Annotated in this window: 12 protein-coding genes; 11 read left to right on the top strand and 1 reads right to left on the bottom strand. The window is 39.0% G+C overall.

What is annotated here, in order from left to right:
- Nucleotides 1-73 precede the first annotated feature (73 nt).
- Both rpoB and rpoC read left to right on the top strand, forming a co-directional pair.
- Entirely contained in the window at nt 74-3,886 is a 3,813-nt protein-coding gene (rpoB, locus tag I6E11_RS08505) for a DNA-directed RNA polymerase subunit beta (protein ID WP_235337635.1), read from the top strand.
- Between the two features lie 19 nt (nt 3,887-3,905).
- Nucleotides 3,906-8,192, top strand: coding sequence for a DNA-directed RNA polymerase subunit beta' (gene rpoC, locus I6E11_RS08510; protein ID WP_235337636.1), 4,287 nt, complete (start codon nt 3,906-3,908; stop codon nt 8,190-8,192).
- A 77-nt stretch (nt 8,193-8,269) separates the two neighbouring features.
- Here rpoC and I6E11_RS08515 read toward each other — a convergent pair whose 3' ends face one another.
- Nucleotides 8,270-9,280 (bottom strand): ATP-dependent 6-phosphofructokinase, encoded by a 1,011-nt coding sequence (locus I6E11_RS08515; protein ID WP_235337637.1) that lies wholly within the window; start codon nt 9,278-9,280, stop codon nt 8,270-8,272.
- A 142-nt stretch (nt 9,281-9,422) separates the two neighbouring features.
- On the opposite strand from I6E11_RS08515, the gene I6E11_RS08520 reads away from it, so the two are divergent.
- From I6E11_RS08520 to I6E11_RS08560, 9 genes are all read left to right on the top strand, one after another.
- Nucleotides 9,423-10,931: a GH3 auxin-responsive promoter family protein gene (locus tag I6E11_RS08520; protein ID WP_235337638.1), complete on the top strand. Its 1,509-nt coding sequence runs from the start codon at nt 9,423-9,425 to the stop codon at nt 10,929-10,931.
- A gap of 45 nt (nt 10,932-10,976) precedes the next feature.
- Nucleotides 10,977-12,911: an Ig-like domain-containing protein gene (locus tag I6E11_RS08525; protein WP_394800118.1), complete on the top strand. Its 1,935-nt coding sequence runs from the start codon at nt 10,977-10,979 to the stop codon at nt 12,909-12,911.
- Nucleotides 12,911-13,717 carry a DUF3108 domain-containing protein gene (locus I6E11_RS08530; protein WP_235337647.1) on the top strand — a complete coding sequence of 269 codons (807 nt, stop codon included), beginning with the start codon at nt 12,911-12,913 and terminating at the stop codon, nt 13,715-13,717. Before I6E11_RS08525 ends, I6E11_RS08530 begins: the two co-directional genes overlap by 1 nt.
- 48 nt (nt 13,718-13,765) lie before the next feature.
- Nucleotides 13,766-14,740, top strand: coding sequence for a lytic transglycosylase domain-containing protein (locus I6E11_RS08535; protein ID WP_394800119.1), 975 nt, complete (start codon nt 13,766-13,768; stop codon nt 14,738-14,740).
- Between the two features lie 55 nt (nt 14,741-14,795).
- Nucleotides 14,796-17,903 (top strand): beta-galactosidase, LacZ type, encoded by a 3,108-nt coding sequence (locus tag I6E11_RS08540; RefSeq protein ID WP_235337641.1) that lies wholly within the window; start codon nt 14,796-14,798, stop codon nt 17,901-17,903.
- A 384-nt stretch (nt 17,904-18,287) separates the two neighbouring features.
- Nucleotides 18,288-21,512, top strand: a complete 3,225-nt coding sequence (locus tag I6E11_RS08545; RefSeq protein ID WP_235337642.1) for a SusC/RagA family TonB-linked outer membrane protein — start codon at nt 18,288-18,290, stop codon at nt 21,510-21,512.
- Between the two features lie 36 nt (nt 21,513-21,548).
- On the top strand, nt 21,549-23,423 hold the full coding sequence (locus I6E11_RS08550) for a RagB/SusD family nutrient uptake outer membrane protein (protein ID WP_235337643.1): 1,875 nt from the start codon (nt 21,549-21,551) through the stop codon (nt 23,421-23,423).
- Between the two features lie 29 nt (nt 23,424-23,452).
- Nucleotides 23,453-24,571 carry a DUF5017 domain-containing protein gene (locus I6E11_RS08555; protein ID WP_235337644.1) on the top strand — a complete coding sequence of 373 codons (1,119 nt, stop codon included), beginning with the start codon at nt 23,453-23,455 and terminating at the stop codon, nt 24,569-24,571.
- Between the two features lie 13 nt (nt 24,572-24,584).
- A partial coding sequence (locus I6E11_RS08560; protein ID WP_235337645.1) for a PL29 family lyase N-terminal domain-containing protein occupies nt 24,585-26,359 on the top strand: 1,775 nt, incomplete at its 3' end.

Consider the following 26,359-nt stretch of genomic DNA (forward strand, 5'->3'; position numbering starts at 1 on the left):
TTGCGTCTCACAGCATATCGTTGTTTTAAACAACAAAAAATAAAATTATTTTTAATTCATAATTGAATTACAGATGTCTTTAAACACTCAAAATCAAAGAATTAATTTTGCTTCTATTAAGAATCCGATGCAGTATCCGGATTTCTTGGAAGTACAATTGAAATCGTTCCACGATTTCCTGCAATTGGACACTCCGCCTGAATTACGAAAGAAGGATGGACTCTACAAGGTATTCTCTGAGAATTTCCCTATAGCGGACACACGTAACAATTTCGTGCTCGAGTTCCTTGACTACTATATCGACCCGCCACAATATTCAATAGACGAATGTCTTGAACGCGGACTTACATATAGTGTCCCTTTGAAAGCTAAAATGAAGCTTTATTGTACAGACCCCGATCACGAAGATTTTGATACCGTAATACAAGATGTATTCTTGGGCCCTATTCCTTACATGACACCAAAGGGTACTTTCGTTATCAATGGAGCAGAACGTGTAGTGGTTTCGCAGTTGCATCGTTCACCAGGTGTTTTCTTCGGACAGAGCATTCATGCAAACGGTACTAAACTGTATTCAGCACGTATTATACCGTTCAAAGGTTCATGGATAGAGTTTGCTACAGATATTAACAATGTCATGTATGCATACATCGACCGTAAAAAGAAACTTCCTGTAACAACATTGCTTCGTGCTGTAGGTTTTGAGAATGATAAGGACATATTGGAAATCTTCAATCTGGCAGAAGAAATAAAGGTCAACAAGCAGAACTTGAAGAAAATCGTTGGCAGAAAGCTGGCTGCACGTGTTTTGAAAACATGGACTGAAGATTTCGTAGATGAAGATACAGGTGAAGTAGTTTCTATCGAACGTAACGAGGTTGTTATAGACCGTGAAACTATCATTGAACCTGATCATATTGAAACTATCATAGAGTCTGGAGTACAGAATATTCTTGTACACAATGAAAATGCTAATGCTTCGGACTATTCTATAATATATAATACTCTGCAGAAGGACCCTTCAAACTCAGAGAAGGAAGCTGTATTGTACATCTACAGACAGTTGAGAAATGCTGATCCTGCTGATGATGCAAGTGCACGCGAAGTTATCAATAACTTGTTCTTCTCAGAAAAACGTTATGACTTGGGTGACGTAGGTCGCTACAGAATAAACAAGAAGTTGGCACTTGACACCTCTATGGATGTAAGAGTGCTGACAAAACAAGATATCATCGAAATCATCAAATATCTGATAGAGCTTATTAACTCAAAAGCAGATGTTGATGATATCGACCACTTGAGTAACCGTCGTGTAAGAACTGTTGGTGAACAGTTGTCAAACCAGTTCTCAATAGCTCTGGCACGTATGAGCCGTACTATTCGTGAAAGAATGAATGTACGTGACAATGAAGTGTTTACTCCGATAGATTTGATTAATGCGAAGACTATTTCTTCTGTAATCAATTCTTTCTTCGGAACTAATGCTTTGTCGCAGTTCATGGACCAGACAAACCCACTGGCGGAAATTACTCACAAACGCCGTCTCTCGGCTTTGGGTCCTGGTGGTCTTTCAAGAGACCGTGCAGGTTTCGAGGTTCGTGACGTACACTATACTCACTACGGACGTTTGTGTCCTATTGAAACTCCTGAAGGTCCTAACATCGGTTTGATTTCTTCTTTGTGTGTATATGCAAAGATCAATGACCTGGGATTCATTGTAACACCTTACCGTAAGGTTAAGGACAGTGTGGTAGATTTGTCACCGGAAGGTATTGAATATCTGTCGGCAGAAGAAGAGGAAGATGTAATCATAGCACAGGGTAATGCTCCACTTAACGATGATGGTACATTTATCCGTGAGAAAGTTAAAGCGCGTCGTGATGCAGACTATCCTGTAGTAACTCCGGATCAGGTACAGTTGATGGACGTTTCTCCACAACAGATAGCATCAATAGCTGCTTCTTTGATTCCTTTCCTTGAACATGACGATGCTAACCGTGCGTTGATGGGATCAAACATGATGCGTCAGGCAGTTCCATTGTTGCGTACTGAAGCTCCTATCGTAGGTACAGGTATCGAAAAGCAATTGTGCGAGGATTCAAGAACTCAGATTGCTGCAGAAGGTGATGGTGTAATTGATTTTGTTGATGCAACAACAATACGTATCCTCTACGACCGTACTGAAGATGAAGAATTTGTAAGCTTTGATTCTGCTTTGGTGGAATATAAAATACCTAAGTTCCGCAAAACTAACCAGAGCATGACAATTGACTTGCGTCCTATCTGCTCTAAAGGACAGAGAGTTAAGAAAGGTGATATTCTAACAGAGGGATATTCTACAGCAAACGGCGAATTGGCACTTGGTAAGAACCTTTTGGTAGCTTACATGCCTTGGAAGGGTTACAACTATGAGGATGCTATCGTGTTGAACGAACGTGTGGTTCGCGAAGATATCCTTACATCAGTTCATGTGGATGAATACATACTCGAGGTTCGCGAGACTAAACGTGGTATGGAAGAACTCACAGCTGATATACCTAACGTGAGTGAAGAGGCAACTAAGGACCTTGACGAAACAGGTATCGTAAGAATCGGTGCTAGAATTGAACCGGGTGATATCCTTATCGGTAAGATTACTCCGAAGGGTGAATCTGATCCTTCGCCAGAAGAAAAATTGCTTCGTGCAATCTTTGGTGATAAGGCCGGTGATGTTAAGGATGCTTCTTTGAAAGCTTCTCCTTCACTTAGAGGTGTTGTTATAGACAAGAAATTGTATTCTCGTGTTGTGAAGACACGTAGCGAAAAGAATGCAGACAAGCTTATCTTACCTAAATTGAACGAAGAGTTCGAAGAAAAGGTTGCAAAACTGAAAGATATCCTTGTTGATAAACTCATGGTACTTACTAACAACTTGGTTTCACAGGGTGTTAAGGATTACTTGGGTACTGAAGTTATCGCTAAAGGTGCTAAATTCAACAAACGAGATCTTGAAATACTCGATTATACAGTAATACAATTGAGCTCTTGGACTTCTGATGAACACAAGAATGAGTTGATACGTTCTTTGATTTTGAACTACATCAAGAAGTACAAAGAATACGATGCAGAATTGAAACGTAAGAAATTTGCTCTTACTATTGGTGACGAGTTGCCTTCTGGTATCATGCAGATGGCTAAGGTTTATATCGCTAAGAAACGTAAAATCGGTGTTGGTGATAAGATGGCCGGACGTCACGGTAACAAGGGTATCGTTTCAAGAGTAGTAAGACAGGAGGATATGCCATTCTTGGCCGACGGTACTCCGGTTGATATCGTATTGAACCCATTGGGTGTGCCTTCACGTATGAACATCGGACAGATTTTCGAAGCCGTATTGGGACGTGCAGGAAAAGAACTGGGACTCAAATTTGCAACTCCAATTTTTGATGGTGCAACATTAGAGGATCTTGATCAGTGGACTGATAAAGCTGGATTGCCACGCTACTGTAAGACATATTTGTACGATGGTGGTACAGGTGAACAATTTGACCAGCCTGCAACTGTGGGTGTGACTTATATGTTGAAACTTGGTCACATGGTTGAAGATAAGATGCATGCTCGTTCAATAGGTCCATATTCGTTGATTACTCAGCAGCCACTTGGTGGTAAGGCGCAATTCGGTGGTCAGCGTTTCGGAGAAATGGAGGTTTGGGCTATCGAGGCATTCGGTGCTGCTCATATTCTTCAGGAAATACTGACTATCAAGTCAGACGATGTCGTAGGACGCTCTAAGGCTTACGAAGCTATTGTTAAGGGTGAACCAATGCCAACACCAGGTATACCAGAATCACTTAACGTATTGCTTCACGAATTGAGAGGTCTGTGCTTGAGCATTACAATGGAATAATCAAAAAATTAAATTGAGTATGGCTTTTAGAAAAGACACTAAAATAAAAAGTAATTTCTCAAAAATTACTATTGGTTTGGCTTCACCAGAAGAGATTCTTGAAAACTCTTACGGTGAGGTTCTAAAACCTGAAACCATAAATTACCGTACTTACAAACCAGAAAGAGATGGTTTGTTCTGTGAACGTATCTTTGGTCCGGTGAAGGACTATGAATGTCACTGTGGTAAGTACAAACGCATTCGCTATAAGGGTATTGTTTGCGACAGATGTGGTGTAGAAGTAACAGAAAAGAAAGTACGTCGTGAACGTAGTGGTCATATACAGTTGGTAGTGCCTGTTGCACATATCTGGTATTTCCGCTCATTGCCTAACAAAATAGGTTATCTGCTTGGTTTGCCAACAAAGAAACTTGATGCGATAATCTATTACGAACGTTATGTAGTTATACAGCCGGGTATAAAAGCTGAAGACGGATTGAGCAAATATGATCTTCTTGAAGAAGGTGAATATTTGGATATCATGGATTCACTTCCAAAAGACAACCAGTTCTTGGAAGATTCTGATCCAAACAAGTTTATTGCCAAGATGGGTGCAGAAGCTATTTATGATCTTCTTGCTAGTCTTGACCTTGATGAGCTTTCATATGAACTTCGTCATAAAGCTAATAATGATTCGTCACAGCAGAGAAAGAACGAGGCTCTGAAGAGACTACAGGTTGTTGAATCATTCCGTGCTTCAAAGGGAAGAAATAAGCCTGAATGGATGATTATCAAGAACGTACCTGTTATTCCGCCAGAATTGCGTCCACTTGTACCACTGGATGGTGGTCGTTTCGCTACTTCTGACTTGAATGACTTGTATCGTCGTGTCATCATACGTAATAACCGTTTGAAGAGACTTATCGAAATCAAGGCTCCGGACGTAATCTTGCGTAATGAAAAGCGTATGCTTCAGGAAGCTGTTGACTCTTTGTTCGACAATTCTCGTAAAGCAAGTGCAGTTAAGACTGATGCTAACCGTCCTCTCAAGTCCCTTTCTGATAGCTTGAAAGGTAAGCAGGGACGTTTCCGTCAGAACTTGTTGGGTAAGCGTGTTGACTACTCTGCACGTTCGGTTATCGTCGTTGGTCCTGAATTGAAGATGGGCGAGTGCGGTATTCCAAAATTGATGGCTGCCGAACTTTACAAACCATTTATCATAAGAAAACTTATTGAAAGAGGTATCGTTAAGACTGTAAAATCAGCTAAGAAGATTGTAGACCGCAAGGAAGCAGTTATTTGGGATATCCTTGAACATGTAATGAAAGGACATCCGGTATTGCTGAACCGTGCGCCGACACTTCACCGTTTGGGTATCCAGGCATTCCAGCCTAAAATGATTGAAGGTAAGGCTATCCAGCTGCATCCATTGGCATGTACTGCGTTCAACGCCGACTTCGACGGTGACCAGATGGCCGTTCACTTGCCTTTGAGCAACGAAGCTGTATTGGAAGCTCAGATGTTGATGCTCCAGTCACATAATATCCTTAACCCTGCAAACGGTGCGCCTATCACTGTGCCTGCACAGGATATGGTACTTGGTCTTTATTATATCACCAAACTGCGTAAAGGAGCTAAGGGAGAAGGTTTGATATTCTACGGACCGGAAGAAGCTCTTATTGCTTACAACGAAGGTAAGGTAGATATTCACGCAATCATCAGCGTGGTTGCTAACGACTTGGATGAGAACGGCAATATCGTTAAGAAGATGATTAAGGAAACTTCAGTAGGACGTGTAATCGTTAACGAAATCGTTCCTGATGAATGTGGATACCTTAACACTATTATATCTAAGAAATCATTGCGTGATATCATCAGCGACGTAATTAAGGCTGTCGGTGTTGCACGTGCATGTGAGTTCCTTGATGGTATTAAGAACCTTGGTTACAAGATGGCATTCGAAGGTGGTTTGTCGTTCAACCTTGGTGATATTATCATACCGAAAGAGAAGGAAGAACTTGTAAGACGTGGTAACGAAGAAATTGAGCAGATCATGATGAACTATAACATGGGTTTCATCACTGACAATGAACGTTACAACCAGGTAATTGATACTTGGACACACGTTAACAGTGACTTGTCTGATATCCTGTATAAGACTATCAAGAATGACGACCAGGGATTCAACTCAGTATTTATGATGCTTGACTCTGGAGCCCGTGGTTCTAAGGAACAGATCCGTCAGTTGTCTGGTATGCGTGGTTTGATGGCTAAACCACAGAAAGCAGGTGCTGAAGGTGCACAGATTATCGAAAACCCTATCCTTTCTAACTTTAAGGAAGGTCTTTCGGTGTTGGAGTACTTTATTTCAACTCACGGTGCTCGTAAGGGTCTTGCCGATACAGCGTTGAAGACAGCCGATGCAGGATACTTGACTCGTCGTCTTGTTGACGTATCACACGATGTGATTATTAACGAAGAAGACTGTGGTACATTGCGCGGACTTGTTTGTACAGCATTGAAGAATAACGATGAAGTTATTGCTACACTTTACGAACGTATTTTGGGACGTGTGTCTGTACATGATATTATACATCCTACAACAGGGGAACTTATAGTAGCAGCAGGTGAAGAAATTACAGAAACTATTGCTGAAGAGATTGAAAAATCACCTATTGAAAGTGTTGAAATCCGTTCTGTACTTACTTGTGAATCTAAGAAGGGAGTTTGTGCTAAATGTTACGGACGTAACCTTGCTTCAAGTAAGATGGTTCAGAAGGGTGAAGCTGTCGGTGTTATCGCAGCACAGTCAATTGGTGAACCGGGTACTCAGTTGACATTGCGTACATTCCACGCCGGAGGTATCGCTGGTAACATGGCTGCTAATGCGTCAATCGTTGCTAAGAACCCTGCACGTTTGGAATTTGAAGAATTACGTACTGTTGATGCTGTTGAGGAAACAGGCGAACCAGTTAAAATTGTTGTAGGACGTTTGGCTGAAGTTCGTTTCGTTGATATCAATACTGGTATCATACTGTCAACTCACAATGTACCTTACGGTTCTAAACTTTATGCAGCAGACGGTGAAATAGTTGAAAAGGGAAAACTTATTGCTAAATGGGACCCATTCAATGCTGTAATTGTAACTGAAGTTGGAGGTAAGATAGACTTTGAATCAGTAATCGAAAACGTAACTTATAAGGTAGAATCAGACGAAGCTACAGGTTTGCGCGAAATCATCATTACTGAATCTAAGGATAAGAACAAGATTCCTTCATTGCATATTGTTGATGAAAATGGTGGTATCTTGCGTACTTACAACTTGCCTGTGGGTGGTCACGTAGTAGTAGAAGATAAAGAAAACGTTAAGGCCGGTGACATTCTTGTTAAGATTCCACGTGCGGTAGGTAAGGCTGGTGATATCACCGGTGGTCTTCCACGTGTAACAGAGTTGTTCGAGGCTCGTAATCCTTCTAATCCTGCTGTCGTATCTGAAATTGATGGTGAAATCACAATGGGTAAAATCAAACGTGGTAACCGCGAAATCATTGTTACATCTAAGACAGGTGAAGTTCGTAAGTATCTGGTTGCATTGTCTAAACAAATCCTTGTACAGGAAAACGACTATGTACGTGCCGGAACTCCATTGTCAGATGGTGCTATTACTCCTGCTGACATCTTGGCTATCAAGGGTCCTACAGCAGTACAGGAATATATCGTTAATGAAATCCAGGACGTTTACCGTCTACAGGGTGTGAAAATTAATGATAAGCACTTTGAAATCATCGTACGCCAGATGATGCGTAAGGTACAGATAGATGAACCGGGTGATACTAGATTCTTGGAACTTCAGGTTGTAGACAGACAGGAATTCAATGAAGAGAATGATAGAATCTGGGGTAAGAAAGTCGTCGTAAGCGCAGGTGATTCTCAGAACTTGAAACCAGGTCAGATTGTAACAGCTCGTAAATTGAGAGATGAGAACAGTATGTTGAAACGTCGTGACCTCAAGTTGGTTGAAGTTAGAGATGCTGTTCCTGCAACATCAACTCAGATACTTCAGGGTATCACAAGAGCAGCACTTCAGACATCAAGCTTTATGTCGGCAGCTTCATTCCAGGAAACTACAAAAGTTCTTAATGAAGCAGCAATTAACGGTAAGGTAGACCGTTTGGAAGGTATGAAAGAAAACGTTATTTGCGGACACTTGATACCTGCCGGTACAGGTCAGCGTGAGTTTGAAAAGATTGTAGTAGGCTCAAAAGACGAGTACGATAGAATATTGGCCAACAAAAAGAATGTATTAGACTATAGCGATGTAGAGTAATACATTCTTGAATAGATATAAAAAGAGCAGTAACGGATTTTTCCGGTCACTGCTCTTTTGTTTTATATGTCTAATGTTTATCCAAAACAGATACCCATTTTCCTGCCATTTACAACTAGTTCATGATCTTCTGTTACTAATCTGAGTTTTCCTGCCGTTTCTGTCAGTGGTATAGAATCTATTTTATTACCCTGTAATGCAACCATTCTTCCATATTGACCTTTGGATATTAGTTCAACGGCATGTCCTCCCATTAATGTGGCCAGGTTTCTGTCAAACGCAGTCGGACTTCCGCCTCTTTGAATGTATCCCAGAACTGTTTCTCTTGTTTCAAATCCAGTTTCATATTCTATCTCTTCAGCAATGTATTGGGCTGCTTTTTTCCCTTCGGGTGTGTTTATCCCTTCTGCTACAACTACTATAGAATAAGGCTTTCCTTTTTTAAGACGGTTGATAATAGTATCTCCTATTTTATGAATATCGAAAGGAATTTCAGGCATTAGAATAATATCACCGCCTCCTGCCATTCCTGAGTATAATGCCAACCAACCGGCTTTATGTCCCATCACTTCAATAACCATAACCCTTTGGTGAGAACTGGCTGTGGAGTGTAATCTGTCAATAGCATCAGCTGCTATTGATACAGCCGAATCGAAACCGAATGAGAAATCAGTTCCCCATACATCATTGTCGATTGTCTTGGGAATACTTACAACGTTAATTCCCACTTCCATGAGTTTGGCTGCTGTCTTTTGGGTCCCATTTCCCCCTATACAAACTAGGCAATCAATGCCATATTCTTCCAGTGTTTTTATTATTAAAGAAGGCTTGTTGTTGCTTAAAGAAGCCGAAGCCTTTTTGAACGGCTTTTCTCTTGAAGTTCCTAATATTGTTCCGCCTAACGTAAGAAGTCCGGAAGTTGATTCTTCTGTCAAACGGTTTATATGTCCATCCATTAATCCTCTAAAACCGTTATGAATCCCATAGACTTCCATACCATAATAGTTTAGAGCACATTTGCAGACCCCTCTAATAGTAGCATTAATACCCGGACAATCACCACCTGATGTTAATATTCCTATTTTCATATCTTCATTAATAAATTGATGATGTAAAGTTATTAAAAAAACAAGATTTACCTGTTTTTCACAAAAAAATAATACACTCAATCATATATATAATAAGAAAAAACATACCTTTGCAATAACATGAAATGAAATTGTAGTCAATATGAATCCAACCAAATTGATTGACAGGATATTTATACCCCGTAGAAGACAAATTGAAAAATACTCTCTTCATGCAGAAGAGATACAAATGCAAGTTTTACGCAAGCTTGTTGACAGGGCATCTGCAACAGAGTGGGGTAAACTTCATAATTATAAAAGCATAAAAGATTATTCTGAATATAATAGACTTCCAATACAGTCATACGATGATGTCAAGGAATATGTCGACCGTATGCGTCACGGCGAAAAAGATGTTCTTTGGCCAGGAATGGTGAAATGGTATGCCAAATCATCTGGAACGACCAATGATAAGAGTAAGTTTATACCGGTATCGTCTGACGGCTTAAAGAATATTCACTATCGTGGAGGAATAGATGCTGTATCGCTTTATCTAGGCGAGAATCCCAACAGCCATTTCTTTTCTGGTAAAGGCCTTATTTTAGGTGGAAGTCATTCTCCTAACTATAATCTGAAAAACAGTCTGGTTGGTGATTTGTCAGCTATTCTTATCCAGAATGTAAGTCCTTTGGTAAATCTTATTCGTGTTCCAAGTAAGGAGATAGCATTGCTAAGCGAATTCGAAGAAAAGGTAGAACGGATAGCTTCTTCTACAATAGGCAAGAATATAACAAACATATCAGGTGTACCGTCGTGGATGTTAGCCGTGATAAAAAGAATATTGGAAAAAACCGGTGCCAAAACTTTGGATGAAGTTTGGCCCAATTTGGAAGTTTTCTTTCATGGTGGTGTATGTTTTACCCCTTATCGCGAGCAGTATAAGAGTTTGATAGCTTCCGATAAGATGCATTATATGGAAACTTATAATGCCAGTGAAGGTTTCTTCGGACTTCAGAGTTCATTGTCCGATCCTGCCATGCTTCTGATGATTGACTACGATGTATTTTATGAATTTATTCCTTTGGATGAATTCGAAAATGACAATCCAACAGTTGTACCTTTATGGGATGTAGAAGTCGGAAAAAATTATGCTATGCTGATAAGCACTTCTTGCGGGCTTTGGAGATATATTATAGGAGATACTGTAAAGTTCACACAGAAAAATCCATATAAATTTGTTATAACAGGTCGTACAAAGCACTTTATCAATGCCTTTGGCGAAGAACTTATGGTTGATAATGCAGAGAAAGGTCTGCAGATTGCTTGCATGGAGACAGGTGCCCAAGTGCTGGAGTATTCAGCTGCTCCGGTATTTATGGATTCCGATGCCAAGTGTCGTCATCAATGGCTGATAGAGTTTAGCAAGGAACCTGACTCAGTAGAACATTTCCGTCATGTATTGGACAAGGCTCTTCAAAGTATAAATTCTGATTATGAAGCAAAAAGACATAAAGATATCACACTTCAGGAGCTTGAGATAATAGTAGCCAGACCAAATCTGTTCCACGACTGGCTCAAGCAAAAAGGAAAACTTGGAGGACAGCATAAAGTCCCTCGCTTGAGTAACAACCGTGAACACATAGAAAGTATGTTGAAACTGAATATTATGTAAAGCAATATAAGATATTAATTTCAATAAAGAAGTAAAGACAGTCTAATGAAATACTCCTCATTACATACATTACCCTTAGTAATTTTAATGTTTATAATATATGCATGTGCAAGTACTGGTACTCCGGACGGAGGACCTTATGATGAGACCCCTCCAAAATTTGTACGTGCTACTCCAGAGCCCAATGCTACTAACAGTAAGCGCAAGAAAGTGGTTCTTGAGTTCGATGAGTTTATAAAGATAGAAAATGCAGCTGAGAAGGTTATTATTTCCCCTCCTCAGGCAGAAACACCGGAAGTTAAAGCCAATGGTAAAAGAGTATCAGTAGAATTTTTTGATACACTTAGGGAAAATACCACATATACTATTGATTTTGGTGATGCAATAGTCGACAATAATGAAGGTAATCCTATGGGTAATTTTGCGTATGCTTTTTCCACAGGAGAAACTATTGACACGATGGAAGTCTCAGGTACAGTTCTTAATGCGCAGGATTTGGAACCGATTAAGGGAATACAGGTTGGACTTCATAAGAATCTTAACGATACAGCTTTCACCAAATTGCCGTTTGAACGTATTTCCAGGACTGATAGTAGGGGAAGGTTCACCATAAAAGGTGTAGCTCCGGGAACATACCGTATATATGCCTTGAAAGATGGTAATCAAAACTACCTTTTCGATTCAAAAACAGAGATTATAGCATATAATGATTCTGTAATAAAGACCTCTATGGAACCTGCCACAAGACAGGATACAACATGGAATGCCATTGATACTCTGAAAATAGATACCATAGTAACTGTTCATTACACTCGCTTTATGCCCGACGATATAATCCTGAGAGCATTTAAGGAAGAGAACACCATGCAATATCTTTCTAAGAGTGAGAGGGAGCAGTTAAATCGTTTTTCGCTATATTTCAGTGCAAAAGCCGATACATTGCCAACTGTAGTAGGACTTGATTTTGACGAAAAAGATGCTTTTGTAATTGAACCATCCTTGAATAACGATACCATTCGATATTGGATAAAGGACTCACTTCTTTGCGAGAGAGATACACTCACCATCCAGTTGGATTATCTGTATACTGATACTTTGGGAAATCTAGTCCCTAAACGTGACACCCTGGCCATGATGAATAAGGTAAGCAAGGAGAAACGCCTTGCTATGGCAAAGGAGGCAATGGAGAAGAAAGAAAAGGAAATGAAGAAAAAGAGAAAGAAGGGCGATACTCTGAATGTTGTAGAGACGAAATTCTTCAATATGACAGTTGATGCACCTTCTTCTATGGATATAAACAGGAACATATGTATCAAGTTTGAGGAACCTGTGCAGAGTATTGATACTTCTGCCATACATATAGATGTAAAAGTAGACACTTTATGGAATGAAGAACGTTTCATCCTTATGTCCGACAGTATTGTCCCAAGACAATATTATATCCTTAGCGACTGGAAGCCTGGTACAGAATACAGATTAAGAATTGATTCTACTGCTATCAAGAGTATATACGGACTTCATACCAATAAAGTGGAAAATACGCTTAAGATAAAAACTCTGGAAGAGTACGGAACATTATATCTTAATATAAAAGGAGCTGAGGGTAATAGAATAGTACAATTGTTAAATTCAAGTGACGCCGTAGTGCGCGAGCAGAAAGTGAAAGAGAACAATACGTGCGATTTCTATTTCTTACAGCCAAATACTAAATATTATATTAGGATGTATATTGATTCAAACAACAATGGAAAGTGGGATACCGGCAAATATGATGGAAAGCTGCAGCCCGAACAAGTCTATTATTTCCCGAAGGTATGGGAGATGAAAGCCAATTTCGAGTTTGAAGAGGATTGGGATGTAAAAGCAGTTCCACTTGACAAGCAGAAACTTGATGAAATAAAGAAACAGAAACCGGAAGAGGCCAAGAAAATACAAGAAAGAAATAAAGAACGAGCAAAAAAATTAGGACTAACGTCATGATGAAAAGAATTATATTAGGCCTATTCTTTGCTTTATTTGCAGGAATTGGCGCCAAAGCTCAATGTGGAGCTGTTAACGATGCTATAAAGCCGGGCGAAGAGTTGACTTATGAACTCAAATTTAACTGGAAGTTTATATGGATAAATGCCGGCTGGGCAAAAATGACTGTAGATACCACTACTTACGGAGGAAAGAGGTGTCTTAAAACCGATCTCGAGTCTTACACGAATAAACGACTTGATTTGTTTTTCCGAATGCGAGATACACTGACATGTATTACATCGGAAGATCTTGTTCCTTTGTATTTCCGTAAGGGAGCAGCCGAGGGCAACCGCTATAGTGTAGACGATGTAAGGTTCAGTTATAGAAACGGCAAATGTATTGTCGACCAGTACAGGGTAGTTAACCAGGGGAAAAAGAGAACTAATTACCAGGAGGCTGCAGTATGTGTATACGATATGTTAAGTATTCTTTTGCAGGCACGTTCGTACGATGCTTCCGAATACAATCCGGGTGATAAAATATTATTTTCTATGGCTACCGGAACAGATATAGAGAAACAGACCCTTATATATCGTGGAAAAGATATATATAAGGCAGAGAACAATTCAAAGTATCGTTGTCTGGTCTTTTCGTTGGTCGAGTATGTAAAAGGTCAGGAAAAAGAAGTGATAACATTTTATGTAACCGACGATAAGAATCACCTCCCTGTACGTCTTGACATGTACTTGAATTTTGGTTCTGCAAAAGCTTTCCTTACAGGACTTAAAGGATACAGGCACCCTTTAGAGTCATTGGTAAAGTAGAAACTACTTTTTTTGTTAACTCCTGATTCTATAAAAACATTCAGAATGATGAATAATATATTGAAAAACCGTAAGTTTGTAATGTTTATAGCGCTGGTAAGTATTTTCCCCATCCTTATCAGTGCCTACTGTATTGATTCCGATTTAAGAGATAGTTCTCCTTCATCTCAGTCTGTGTACACTTGCGTAGAAGTACCTCGATATGTAGTGTTTTGTGGTGATACGGTAAGTCTGAAAAGGTATGACAGGCATGAACGCATGGATCGTGAACTTATGGCTTTTTCATTTATGCACAGCACGTCTATACAAACCATAAAACGAGCAAATCGATATTTCCCGGTGATAGTACCTATCCTAATGGAAAATGGAATTCCTGAAGATTTTAAATATCTTATGGCTATTGAAAGCGCTTGTAACCCACTGGCTCGTTCGGGTGCAGGGGCTGTTGGCTTATGGCAGTTTATGCCTGCAACAGCCAAAGAGTACGGTCTTGAAGTCAATTCTCATGTAGACGAAAGATATAATGTGGTTAAGTCTACTTATGCCGCATGCAAGTATTTGAAGGAAGCATATTCAAGATTTGGCGATTGGATAAGTGTGGCGGCTTCATATAATGCAGGACAGACCAGAATATCAAAGCAGCAGGAAAGTCAATATACAGAGGAAACTTTAGACCTTTATTTGGTAGAAGAAACAGCACGGTATGTTTACAGAATATTTGCAGCTAAATTATTATTTGATAATCCTTCCGCTTTCGGATTTAATCTGCGTTCTTCCGATCTTTACCCTCAAATAAAATGTAAGACTGTGAAAGTGAGCGAAACAATAACGGACTTGCCACGATTTGCAAAAAGCCAGGGTATTACCTATTCCATACTGAAGAATATGAATCCGTGGCTGCGTGATACCTCCCTTCCAGCCAAGAGCGGAAAAGAGTATGAAATCTTGATACCGGTAAAGGAGGAAATGGATTATAATCCTGATTTCACAATTCCATATTCTAAAGATTGGGTAGTACAGTAATTTCTAATCATTTATCAAAAACACTATCTATAAACTTAATTCAGTCTAAGTCTTTATGAAACACTTATTTCTTGGTGCATTATGCCTAAGTGCATTATCAGTTTCCGGTCAGACTTTCAAGGAATGGCAAAATCCGGAAATCAATCAGGTTAATAGATTACCTATGCATTCAAATTTTTTTGCATATGACACTATGGACGAGGCTATGCAAAACGAAAAGCAGGAATCAGACAATTTTATGACATTAAACGGCAAATGGAAATTCTTTTGGGTTGAAAATGCTGATCAAAGACCTACAGACTTTTTTCGTTTAGACTATAACGATAAAGGTTGGGATAACTTAAATGTCCCTGCTGTATGGGAACTTAATGGTTATGGCGATCCGATATACGTGAATGTAGGGTATGCATGGCGAAACCAGTACAGAAATAATCCTCCTGTTGTTCCTACAGAAAAAAATCATGTTGGTTCATACCGTAAGGAAATCTTTGTTCCTGCCGATTGGAAAGGGAAAGATATAATAGTCCATTTCGGCTCCGTTACATCTAACATGTACCTTTGGGTGAATGGCAAATTCGTGGGTTATAGCGAAGACAGCAAATTGGAGGCTGAATTCGATTTGACGAAATACTTGCAGCCCGGAAAGAAAAATCTTATAGCCTTCCAGGTATTCCGTTGGTGTGATGGAACATACCTTGAAGACCAGGATTTCTTCCGCTATTCCGGAGTAGGTCGTGATTGTTATTTATATACGCGTAATAAAAATAGAATAGAAGATATACATATTACTCCAGATCTTGATAAAGAATATGTTAATGGTACCCTTGATATAGAATTAAAATTAAAGGGAAACAATACTGTTTCACTTCAGCTTTTCGATGCTGACGGAACTGAAGTGGCCAGAAAAGAAGTAAAAGGTTCCAGTCTGGTAAAGACAAGAATAGAACTTGAAAGCCCTCATAAATGGACAGCCGAAACTCCATATCTCTATACTTTCTGTGCAAGTGTCACTAAAGGTAGTCAGATTACAGAGGTGGTGCCAGTAAAAGTTGGTTTTAGAAAGGTCGAGATAAAAAATGCTCAAGTCCTGGTTAACGGCCAGCCGGTATTATTCAAAGGGGCAAATCGTCATGAAATGGATCCAGATGGTGGATATGTTGTATCTCGCGAACGAATGCTGCAGGATATACAGATAATGAAGAGATTCAATATCAATGCAGTGCGTACTTGTCATTATCCTGACGATTCATATTGGTATGAACTTTGCGATAAGTATGGTATATACATGGTTGCCGAAGCAAATGTAGAATCACACGGAATGGGATATGGTGAAACTACATTGGCAAAAGTAGATTCATATGCTAAAGCGCACATGGAACGAAACGAACGTAATGTTCAGCGCAATTTTAACCATCCAAGTATTATATTCTGGTCATTGGGTAATGAGGCCGGATATGGACCTAATTTTGAAAAGGCATATGATTGGATAAAGGCAGAAGACCCAAGTCGTCCGGTGCAATATGAAAGAGCAGATATAAATGGAAAGACTGATATTTTCTGTCCAATGTATTATCCTTATAAGAGCTGTGAACAGTATTCTACTAACGATAAATACCAGAAACCACTTATCCAGTGCGAGTATGCACATGCTATGGGTAATTCACAGGGTGGATTCAAAGAATATTGGGATCTCATACGCAAATATCCAAAATATCAGGGAGGTTTTATTTGGGATTTTGTTGATCAATCATGCCGTTGGACTGGAAAGGACGGTAAGATGATATACGCATATGGAGGCGATTTCAACCGTTTTGATGCCAGCGATAATAATTTCTGCGACAATGGTCTGATTAGCCCTGACAGAGTTCCTAATCCACATATGTACGAGGTGGGATATTATTATCAGAACATCTGGACTAAACTGGTAGATTCTTCAAAAGGCGAAATACAGGTTTACAATGAAAACTTCTTCCGCGATCTTTCAGCATATCGTATGGAATGGGAATTGCTTAAAGATGGAAAATCTGTTAGAACAGGAGTTATTGAAAAATTGAATGTAGCACCTCAGCATACTTCAACCGTAAAACTTGAAACAGGTAATTTGTCTGAAGATGGAGAATGGTTGTTAAATGTCAAATACATACAGAACAATCGCGAGGGACTTATTCCGGCAGGTCATGTGGTAGCAAAAAATCAGTTAGTGCTTAAGAGTTACGAAGCGCCACAAATGAATTTGTCAAATGTGGAAAGTGTAAATCAGCCTGTAGTTGCCCCGGTTCTAAATAATGAAAATTCAAATTGTATCGAAGTATCCGGCGAAACATTTAATATTCAGTTCAACAGATATACCGGATATATGGACAGTTACACTGTAAATGGAACTCAGATGATAAAAGAAGGAGCATGTCTGACTCCAAACTTCTGGCGTGCACCTACTGACAATGATTACGGAGCAGGTTTGCAGAACAGATATTCTGTATGGAAAAATCCGTATATCAAATTACTTTCATTGCGTCCTGAGGTAAAGGACAATCAGGTGATAGTTTATGCCGATTATGAAATAAAGCAAGTTTCTGCCAAATTATCACTTACTTATACCATAAATAATGTAGGAGCAGTAAAAGTAACTCAGAGTATGAAAACAGATAAGTCTGCCAAAGTTTCGGATATGTTCAGATTTGGAATGCAGCTTGTTATGCCTAAATCGTTCGAGTATATCAGTTATTATGGTAGAGGTCCTGTAGAAAATTATTCCGACCGTAACAACTGTACCGACCTTGGTGTATATAACCAGACAGTAACAGAACAATTTTATGCCTATATCCGCCCTCAGGAAAACGGGAACAAGACAGATATACGCTGGTGGAAACAGTACAATTCTGAAGGTAAGGGATTGATGTTTGTGGCAGAAGCACCTTTCTCTGCATCAGCATTGCACTACACTATCGAGTCATTGGATGATGGTGTACAGAAAGATCAGCGTCATCCCAACGAAGTGGAACCGTCCGATCTTACAAATGTTCTTATTGACAAAGTTCAACAAGGACTGGCATGTGTCAACAGTTGGGGAGCTATACCTGAACCACAGTACAGAGTGCCTTATGCTGATTATGAATTTACATTTATAATGTATCCTATAGTAAATTCAGTTAAATTGGATTGATTTTACGAGGTATAATAATATTCTAAAAACGCCCTGTCATTTTAGGTAAAACGCCTTGTCGTTTTACCTAAAATGACAGGGCGTTTTTAGTGGATAAAATTTTTGTTTCTTGGAATATATAAAAAATATTATTATATTGCATGCAGTTATGACTTGAATAACACATTAAATATATACTATGGTAAAAATGCCTTGCTTTTATTGTGTTGATAATAAAATTATTTTATCTATTCTTTATTTGTGGCTGATATATTTATAAATAAGTGGCCAGATTGTATTATTTTGTACTATTCATGGACAATTTTAGCAGATAGGCAAGATACATTATTAATATATTTGCGAAATAAAACCTTGAAAAATAAACTTAATGTAATTTTATCTTTTATGAAAACTGGATTCCAAGATTTTTTGAAATGGAAGAGGGCTTTCAGTATTTTACTGTTAACCTTAATTGCTGTCACCGGGGCGGTGGCGCAGTCTCTTGTTAGAGGAAAGGTTCTCGATGATACCGGATTGGAGGTCATCGGTGCCAGTATCTTAGTTAAAGGAACAAGTCAGGGTACAATTACCGATATGGACGGTATGTTCTCTTTGTCAGTACCTGATAAGAATGCTATCCTTCAGGTGTCTTACATCGGATATCAGACATTGGAAGTAAAGGTCGATTTGACAAAACCTATGTCAATTATTCTGAAAGAAGACTCGGAAATGCTTGAAGAAGTTGTGGTAGTAGGTTATCAGGAGGTTAAGAAAAAAGACTTGACCGGTTCAGTGGCAAAGGCTAACATGGACGACCTTCTTAATACTCCTGTCGGTTCGTTCGATCAGACTTTGGGAGGACGTGTTGCCGGAGTAAACGTAACATCAAGCGAAGGTACCCCTGGTGGAACAATGAACATTGTTATCCGTGGTAACAACTCATTGACACAGGATAACTCTCCGCTTTATGTCATCGACGGTTTCCCTGTCGAGGATGCCGCTTTGGCAAGTACCATCAACCCTGCCGACATTGAGTCTCTTGACATCTTGAAGGATGCTTCCGCTACAGCCATCTATGGTGCTCGTGGTGCGAACGGTGTCGTAATCATTACTACCAAGAAAGGTTCTATCGGTAAACCGCAGATAACATACGACGGTAGCGTGACCATGCATAATGTAACACGCAAGATACCTATGATGGATGCGTACGAGTTTGTAAAGTTGCAGGCTGAAATGTATCCTAGCCAAATGACTTCTGACAATGGAGGTTATCTGATGAAGTGGGAAAAAGATGGTGATCCGAATCATACATGGACTTTGGAAGATTATAGAAATATAGATCAGTATAACTGGCAGGATGAAATTTTCCGTACAGCATTCCAGCATAATCACAGTTTGCGTTTGACCGGCGGTACTGAAGGAATACGTTATAATGCATCAACTTCTTATTATGACCAGCAAGGTGTATTGCTTAATTCGGGTTACGAGCGTTTTCAGATGCGTGCCAACACAGTTGTAAAACGTGATAAGTTAGATATTAGTTTGACTACAAACTATTCGCGTAGCATTCAGACCGGTTCTACACCTTCTGAAAATTCATATAGCGGTATGAACAACCTGTTCTATAGTGTTTGGGGTTATCGTCCGGTTACATTCCCAAATAAACCGTTAAGCTCTTTGATGGATAATGTTCTTGACGACGCTGTTGATAATAGTAATGACTACCGTTTTAACCCTATACTTTCATTGAAGAATGAATATAGAAAATATTATATTAATAATCTTCAGTTAAACGGATATGTAGCATACGAGTTTATCAAAGGTTTGAAACTTAAAATATCAGGTGGTTATACGTATGATGCCCGCAAGAACGACCAGTTTAATAATTCGAAAACACGTTATGGAGGTGATACGTCAACAGATAAGGTAAATGCTCAGGTTATCCGTAACGAACGCCTTACCTGGTTGAACGAAAATACTCTTACTTATCAGACCAATATCAAGAAGAAACACTTCTTCAACGCTTTGGCTGGTATAACATTCCAGAACTCAGATTATGAATATTATTCATTCCGTACCACTCATATTCCAAATGAATCATTGGGAATGGCAGGTATGTATGAAGGTCAGGCTAATACTACTAATTCTTACAAGACTTCATGGTCTATGATGTCTTATCTGGCTCGTTTGAACTATAACTACAAGTCTAAATATTATGCCACTGCATCATTCCGTGCCGATGGTTCATCAAAGTTCAGCAAAGGTAACAGGTACGGATATTTCCCATCTGCTTCTTTGGCTTGGAACTTTATGGAAGAAGAGTTTGCCAGTCCTCTTAAGAATGTTATTGACGCCGGTAAATTGAGGGTGAGCTGGGGATTGACAGGTAATAACCGCATTGGTGAGTATGATTATTATGCACTTATGCAAGCTCTGAAATCAAAAGTTGGTGACTATATATCTAATGGTAGTGTGCCGAGCGGTGTATATCCTATAGACGGTGCGAATACTACAGCCGGTACTGTTCCTACATCAATCGAAAATGACAATCTGAAATGGGAAACTACGGAACAGTGGAATGTTGGTATAGATTTGAGTTTCTTCAGAGAAAGAATCAATTTTACAGCAGATATTTACCGTAAGGTGACGCGTGATTTGCTTCTTGACGCATCAGTTCCATTGTCTTCAGGTTTTTATAGTGCTACAAAGAATATCGGTAAAGTAAAAAATGACGGTTTGGAATTGAGCCTTAGCACGCAGAATATCAAGACAAAGAGCTTTACTTGGACAACTGATTTCAATATAGCATTCAACAGGAATGAGGTACTTGAACTGGCAGAAGGACAGACTGCACTCCTGACAGCAGCTTCGTTCGACCAAAATTATAACTCGCAGACCAGTTATATTGCAAAGGTTGGACTTCCAATGGGTATGATGTACGGATATGTTTATGAAGGTACATATAAGTATGATGATTTCAATAAGTCAGGTGAGACATACACTCTTAAAAATGGTGTTCCACATTTCTCTACCGAAAACAACACTCAACCGGGTATGCCTAAGTACAAGGATTTGAATGGTGACGGTACTATAGATTCAAATGACCGTACCATTATCGGGCGCGGACTTCCTATACATACAGGTGGTTTTACAAACAACTTTACTTACAAGGGATTCGACTTGAGTATTTTCTTCCAGTGGTCATACGGAAATGACATCATGAACGCCAACCGCTTGTTCTTTGAAAGTTCGAACAACAAGTCGCGTGAGTTGAACCAGTACGCAAGTTATGCCGACCGTTGGACACCGGAGAATCCCGACAGTGATATCCCTGCGGCAACTACTTCCAGTTCGAACAGGGTAATATCTTCACGTATTATTGAGGATGGTTCTTTCTTGCGCTTGAAGACCTTGACTTTAGGATATACATTCCCTAAGGCAATGATCGCAAAGGCTAAGTTGAGCAACGTACGTCTGTATCTTGCTGCGCAGAACCTATGGACATGGACAAGTTATTCAGGTTACGACCCTGAAGTATCTGTACGTAATAGTGCACTTACTCCGGGACTGGACTTCTCGTCTTATCCAAGATCTTACAATATTAGTTTCGGTGTTAATTTGGGATTCTAACAAATGTTAAATGGAAATTAAATTACAAAAGCAATTATGAAAGCTATAAAATATACACTCATTTCAATGATGTTGGGAGGGTTGACGGCTGCCTGTAATTTCCTCGACAAGGAACCATACATGGTGACAGTTGATACCTATTTCAATACAACAGAGGAAGCCTCCTCGTTTGTGACCGGAGTATATGCAATATTGGGACAATCTACATTTTATGGTGCGGATTATATGTACCTTGTAGCCGGTGATGACTTGGCGCATTACGGAGGCTCCGGTCGTGCACCTGCCACAAAAGGTCTGATTTGTAATAATGCCACTGTCAGCGATCCGGCGGTAACCGGTCTTTGGTACACACTGTATTCAGGTATTAATCGTGCAAATATCTTTCTTGAGAATATTGACCGTGTAGAAGGGATAGACTTGACTTTAAAAGCACAGTATGTTGCAGAGGTGAGATTCCTTCGTGCATACTATTATTTCATGCTCGTGCAGTGCTGGGGTGATGTGCCTTTTAGAACTGAATCTACAAAAGATGTTATAGGTCTTGATATGCCACGTACCGACAAGCAGACCATCTATGATTTCATCGTAAAGGAAATGTCAGAAGTGGCGGACGAGGAAACAGGTGGTTTGAAGACTGCCAAGGACTTGAACTATAAACCGGGAAGAATTTCCAAGTCAACCGCATGGGGTATTTTGGCACGTGTATATCTTTTCCGTGCCGGTGAATATCACAGGGATAAAAGAGCGGCTACTGAAGCCGAAACAAAAACCTATTATGAGGAAGCTCTGAAATATGCCAAACTTGTGATGACAAAAGGCGGTCATAAACTGACTCCTGACTATTGGGATTATTTCATTGATTTGTGTTCAGACAGATATAATTCTAAAGCTAACGAAAGTATTTGGGAGGCAGAATTCTCCGGAAATAATACTTCTGATATAAAAGCTGAAGGACGTATAGGTAATATCATCGGTCTGGCTGCTCCTGACATGTCCTCGAAGTCGGATGTTGTAGGTTCTGCGGACCCGGGTTATGCATACGAGTTCATGTTTGCCACTCCTAAATTATACAGACTTTATTGTATTAATGAACCGAGTACTGCCGATTTGATGTCGTTGGACGTTAAACTTACCAAGAAAATTTATGAAACAGCAGACCCTAATGATCCTGTTTACAAAACATATTTAATTAAGATGCAGGACGAACGCTTCTTGTGGAATATTGCTCCTTTTGCTTATATGGAAAAAGATGGTAAGAATACGGGAGTTACAGGACGTAAATTCTATGAGTGGGGATTTAGGGACGCTTTCATCACGCATGATGAAAACAGGTCATATTCTTATGGTGACGCGACGTGGAACTCTGGTACGGACGAACCTAAGGAAGGCGATTATGAATATAACAGCGTGTTTACGGCTAATATAGCCCGTGCATGTGCTAAATATCGTCGTGAATATGAGGAAGATAAGAAAGACAAAAACAATACTGCCATCAATTTCCCGATACTTCGTTATTCCGACGTATTGCTTATGGCTGCCGAGGCGGAGAATGAATTGAACGGTCCTGACAATGCGTATGCATATCTTAATGAAGTAAGAGACCGTGCCGGAGCAACCATGGTTACAGAAGGAACATTGAATACAGATCAGTTCCGGCAGATGGTAAAGGATGAGAGGGGACGTGAACTTTGTTTCGAGTACACACGCCGTTTCGACCTTATCAGATGGGGAGAATATGTGGAGAATATGCAGGCACTCGTCAACAATGCCCGTGCCGGTGGTGAATGGAACCAGGGTCCTACAAACGTCTATACATATTTCAATATCTCCGATACATATAACTATTTCCCTATACCGGATGCTGAAACGGCCGTAAATAAGGCCATAACAACAAACAATCCGGGATGGTAATCATTAGCTAACAAATAAAAAATATATCAATGAAGACATATAAATTATATTTCATATTGCTCTCCGTACTGACTTTGGCATCTTGCAATAAGGAAATGACCAAAGGATTGGAAGATGTAAGCGTAAGCGTTACGCCTGGAGAGAATATTACCGTCGAAGGATTGGTAGTGACGGTAAAGCGAGGTCAGCCTGTCGAGTTCAATATAGCGGGCGCGCCTGATTTTGTGACTTTCTATAGCGGTGAGTTAGGACATCAGTACGCATTTCGCGACAGATATGAATCAAGAATTGAGGATATTGTTTCATCCAAGTTTAAATTCAATATTTACGTAGGTTCTTCTACATCAAATAATACCATAGATGTCTTTTATGCCTATACTGACGAAGAAAACGGAGTTGAAGGTTTCCCGGGACTTTCTAAAACAGACTTTGATGCAGATTCTACTTTGGTAGATGATTTCTATTTAAATAATAAATGGAAAATATTAAATGATAAGGATGAATATAAAGGTCTGGGAACCAATGTTGTAAACTCAAAACCTATAGAGTTCGATGTAAAAAACTATATAGGAAAGAATTTGGTTATTGCCATAGCATATAATGCTGACAGGCAGACTAATACTAATGCGACAGTACAACCAAAGTATTTCTTCGACTCAATGTGTATTGAAAATGAACTGCTCAATGATACTACAACTACGCAGTATGCCGGAAATTTCATGTTCACTGCATTGAATTTCAACCACGATTATAATTATGCCAAATCCATTAAGACTGATGACAATCCTGATGGAAACGATTGGACAAGCGTCTCAAATTATATACCGGATAATTTGGCATACGGTACAGTAACTGCAAATGTTCCCGGTTTGTGGAACATGTCAAGTGTGGCAAGCGGTAACTTTTATATTCACAGTACTGCAAGAGATTATGAATGGAAAACTGCATGGCTGGTATCAGACCCTATCAATATTTTAGCATGTGAGCCTGACCAGGGAGAAAGTATCAAGAACCTGTCGCAGGACGTGACTTCCTATACATATACATACAATAAGCCAGGTACATATAAGGCCACATTTGTATTTAATAATGTAAATTATAAGCATGATGATAATAAAATCATAAATGTAGTAATAAATGTAAATTAACAAAATATAAATTATGAAAACCTTTAAATTTTTAATGCCTTTCATGCTGGCTGTTTTAGGCATCGCCGGCTGTAATACTGACGATTTGAGAAACGACATTGACGAACTCAAAAATAGAGTAGAAAGTCTTGAAGCACAGGTAAGTGCGTTTAATGAAAATATAAATGCCTTGAAAGTCTTGATTGACGGAAAGTTGACAATACAAGAAGTAAAAGAGGAGAATGAAGTATATACTTTACTTTTAAGTAATGAACAAACAATAACATTGAAGCAAGGGGAGGACTTTTCTGCACCTCAAGAACCGGAAGTTACTATAGAGAATGGTAATTGGGTGATTAATGGAACAGATACAGGTTGTCCGGTTGCCGGTGATGTTCCGGAGTTTAGAATTGAGAATAATTATTGGGAAGTCAAGATAGACGGAAATTGGCAAAGAGTTAAGGATGCTAATGGAAATGATGTAATGGCAGTCTCAGATGGAACTCAGACAGGAAGTAACTCTTTCTTTGAAAGTGTAGTATATGATGAAGCTAAAGGTGTATTAAATATTGTACTCAAAGAAGGTAGTCAGCAATTAACATTGCCAGTAGTACAAAATTTGGTGTGTGCAATAGATAAATCAAGTCTTAAGAATAATACGTTGGTAGTCGGATATGGAAAACCTGCTACTTTGGAAGTTACAATTAAAGGTGACAATGCATTTGTAACAGCCCCTTCAGGTTGGTTAGCTACATTGTCAGAACCTAATACAGAAGGTAAAGCTACTCTGACAGTTAAAGCTCCTGCAAAGGCAGATGTTTCAGCTATGTCACGTGCAACTGCGGATAATTCTAAAGATTTGACAGTTCAAGTTAATAAAGGTGTAAATTGGGCTGTTGATAAGATTCAGGTTGAAGCTAAACAACTTGTTGAAAGTTATTTCGATGAATTTAATTCAGGTAATGATATTGTAATAGGAGAGATTTTAAATGAAAACCTGACTGGTGAGAAGACTGTAAAGATTAATAAAACGATGTACTCTAATATTGTTAAAGTTGAAGAGAATAATTATACAATAACAAATGATGGAATATATTTTATATCGTCTAATGTTACTGGCTTGACTCTAAGTCCAACAAATATACAGAATGTTGCTTTGATATCAGATAAACCAGGAGTAAATGTAGATTGTACTGTTAGTGCTTACTTGAAAATTGCAGGAACAGGAAATGGTTTTATTGCCAAGAATATAAACTTTAAAGAAACTGAAAAACTTAATTATTTTGCGCAAGCAACTGAGGACAATGTTCATTTGACTAATTTTGTGCTTGATAATTGTAGTTTGGCAATTCAGGCAGGAAAGAATTTTATGAATGTAGCAACAAGTGAAACTTTAACGATTACAAATGTAAAAATAGATAATTTGTTATTGGTTAATAATTCAATTAATATAGCTTCTGCTGGATGGAGTGCAACTAGAATATTTAATTATAATAATGTACCTATGCATGTTACAGATTTACTTGTTGCTAATAATAAGTTTTATTCTTATACAGAAAATGTTGATGGTGCCGTAAATGGATGTATAGTATATGCTAATAATCAGAATGTTGATGCCAAAATAAGAGTTTTAAATAATACATTTGTTAATATCATATTCAATTCACAACCTGCTATTATTGGAAAACTTTTGTCTAATGTAGATTTTACAAAAAATATTATATGCATAAATACTTTAGGAACTAGCACTGCTGGTTCATGTAATATAATGAATGTACAGAATGAATCAGACCAAGCATCTTATAGTAT

The sequence above is a fragment of the Bacteroides caecigallinarum genome (assembly GCF_021531075.1).
Classification (GTDB): Bacteria; Bacteroidota; Bacteroidia; order Bacteroidales; family Bacteroidaceae; genus Phocaeicola; species Phocaeicola caecigallinarum_B.

What these genes read in the sequence shown, in the direction of transcription:
- rpoC (WP_235337636.1), top strand. Translation starts at nt 3,906, where the DNA reads ATGGCTTTTAGAAAAGACACTAAAATAAAAAGTAATTTCTCAAAAATT.
- rpoB (WP_235337635.1), top strand. Translation starts at nt 74, where the DNA reads ATGTCTTTAAACACTCAAAATCAAAGAATTAATTTTGCTTCTATTAAG.
- I6E11_RS08550 (WP_235337643.1), top strand. Translation starts at nt 21,549, where the DNA reads ATGAAAGCTATAAAATATACACTCATTTCAATGATGTTGGGAGGGTTG.
- I6E11_RS08525 (WP_394800118.1), top strand. Translation starts at nt 10,977, where the DNA reads ATGAAATACTCCTCATTACATACATTACCCTTAGTAATTTTAATGTTT.
- I6E11_RS08515 (WP_235337637.1), bottom strand. Translation starts at nt 9,280, where the DNA reads ATGAAAATAGGAATATTAACATCAGGTGGTGATTGTCCGGGTATTAAT.
- I6E11_RS08555 (WP_235337644.1), top strand. Translation starts at nt 23,453, where the DNA reads ATGAAGACATATAAATTATATTTCATATTGCTCTCCGTACTGACTTTG.
- I6E11_RS08530 (WP_235337647.1), top strand. Translation starts at nt 12,911, where the DNA reads ATGAAAAGAATTATATTAGGCCTATTCTTTGCTTTATTTGCAGGAATT.
- I6E11_RS08535 (WP_394800119.1), top strand. Translation starts at nt 13,766, where the DNA reads ATGAATAATATATTGAAAAACCGTAAGTTTGTAATGTTTATAGCGCTG.
- I6E11_RS08540 (WP_235337641.1), top strand. Translation starts at nt 14,796, where the DNA reads ATGAAACACTTATTTCTTGGTGCATTATGCCTAAGTGCATTATCAGTT.
- I6E11_RS08520 (WP_235337638.1), top strand. Translation starts at nt 9,423, where the DNA reads ATGAATCCAACCAAATTGATTGACAGGATATTTATACCCCGTAGAAGA.
- I6E11_RS08545 (WP_235337642.1), top strand. Translation starts at nt 18,288, where the DNA reads ATGAAAACTGGATTCCAAGATTTTTTGAAATGGAAGAGGGCTTTCAGT.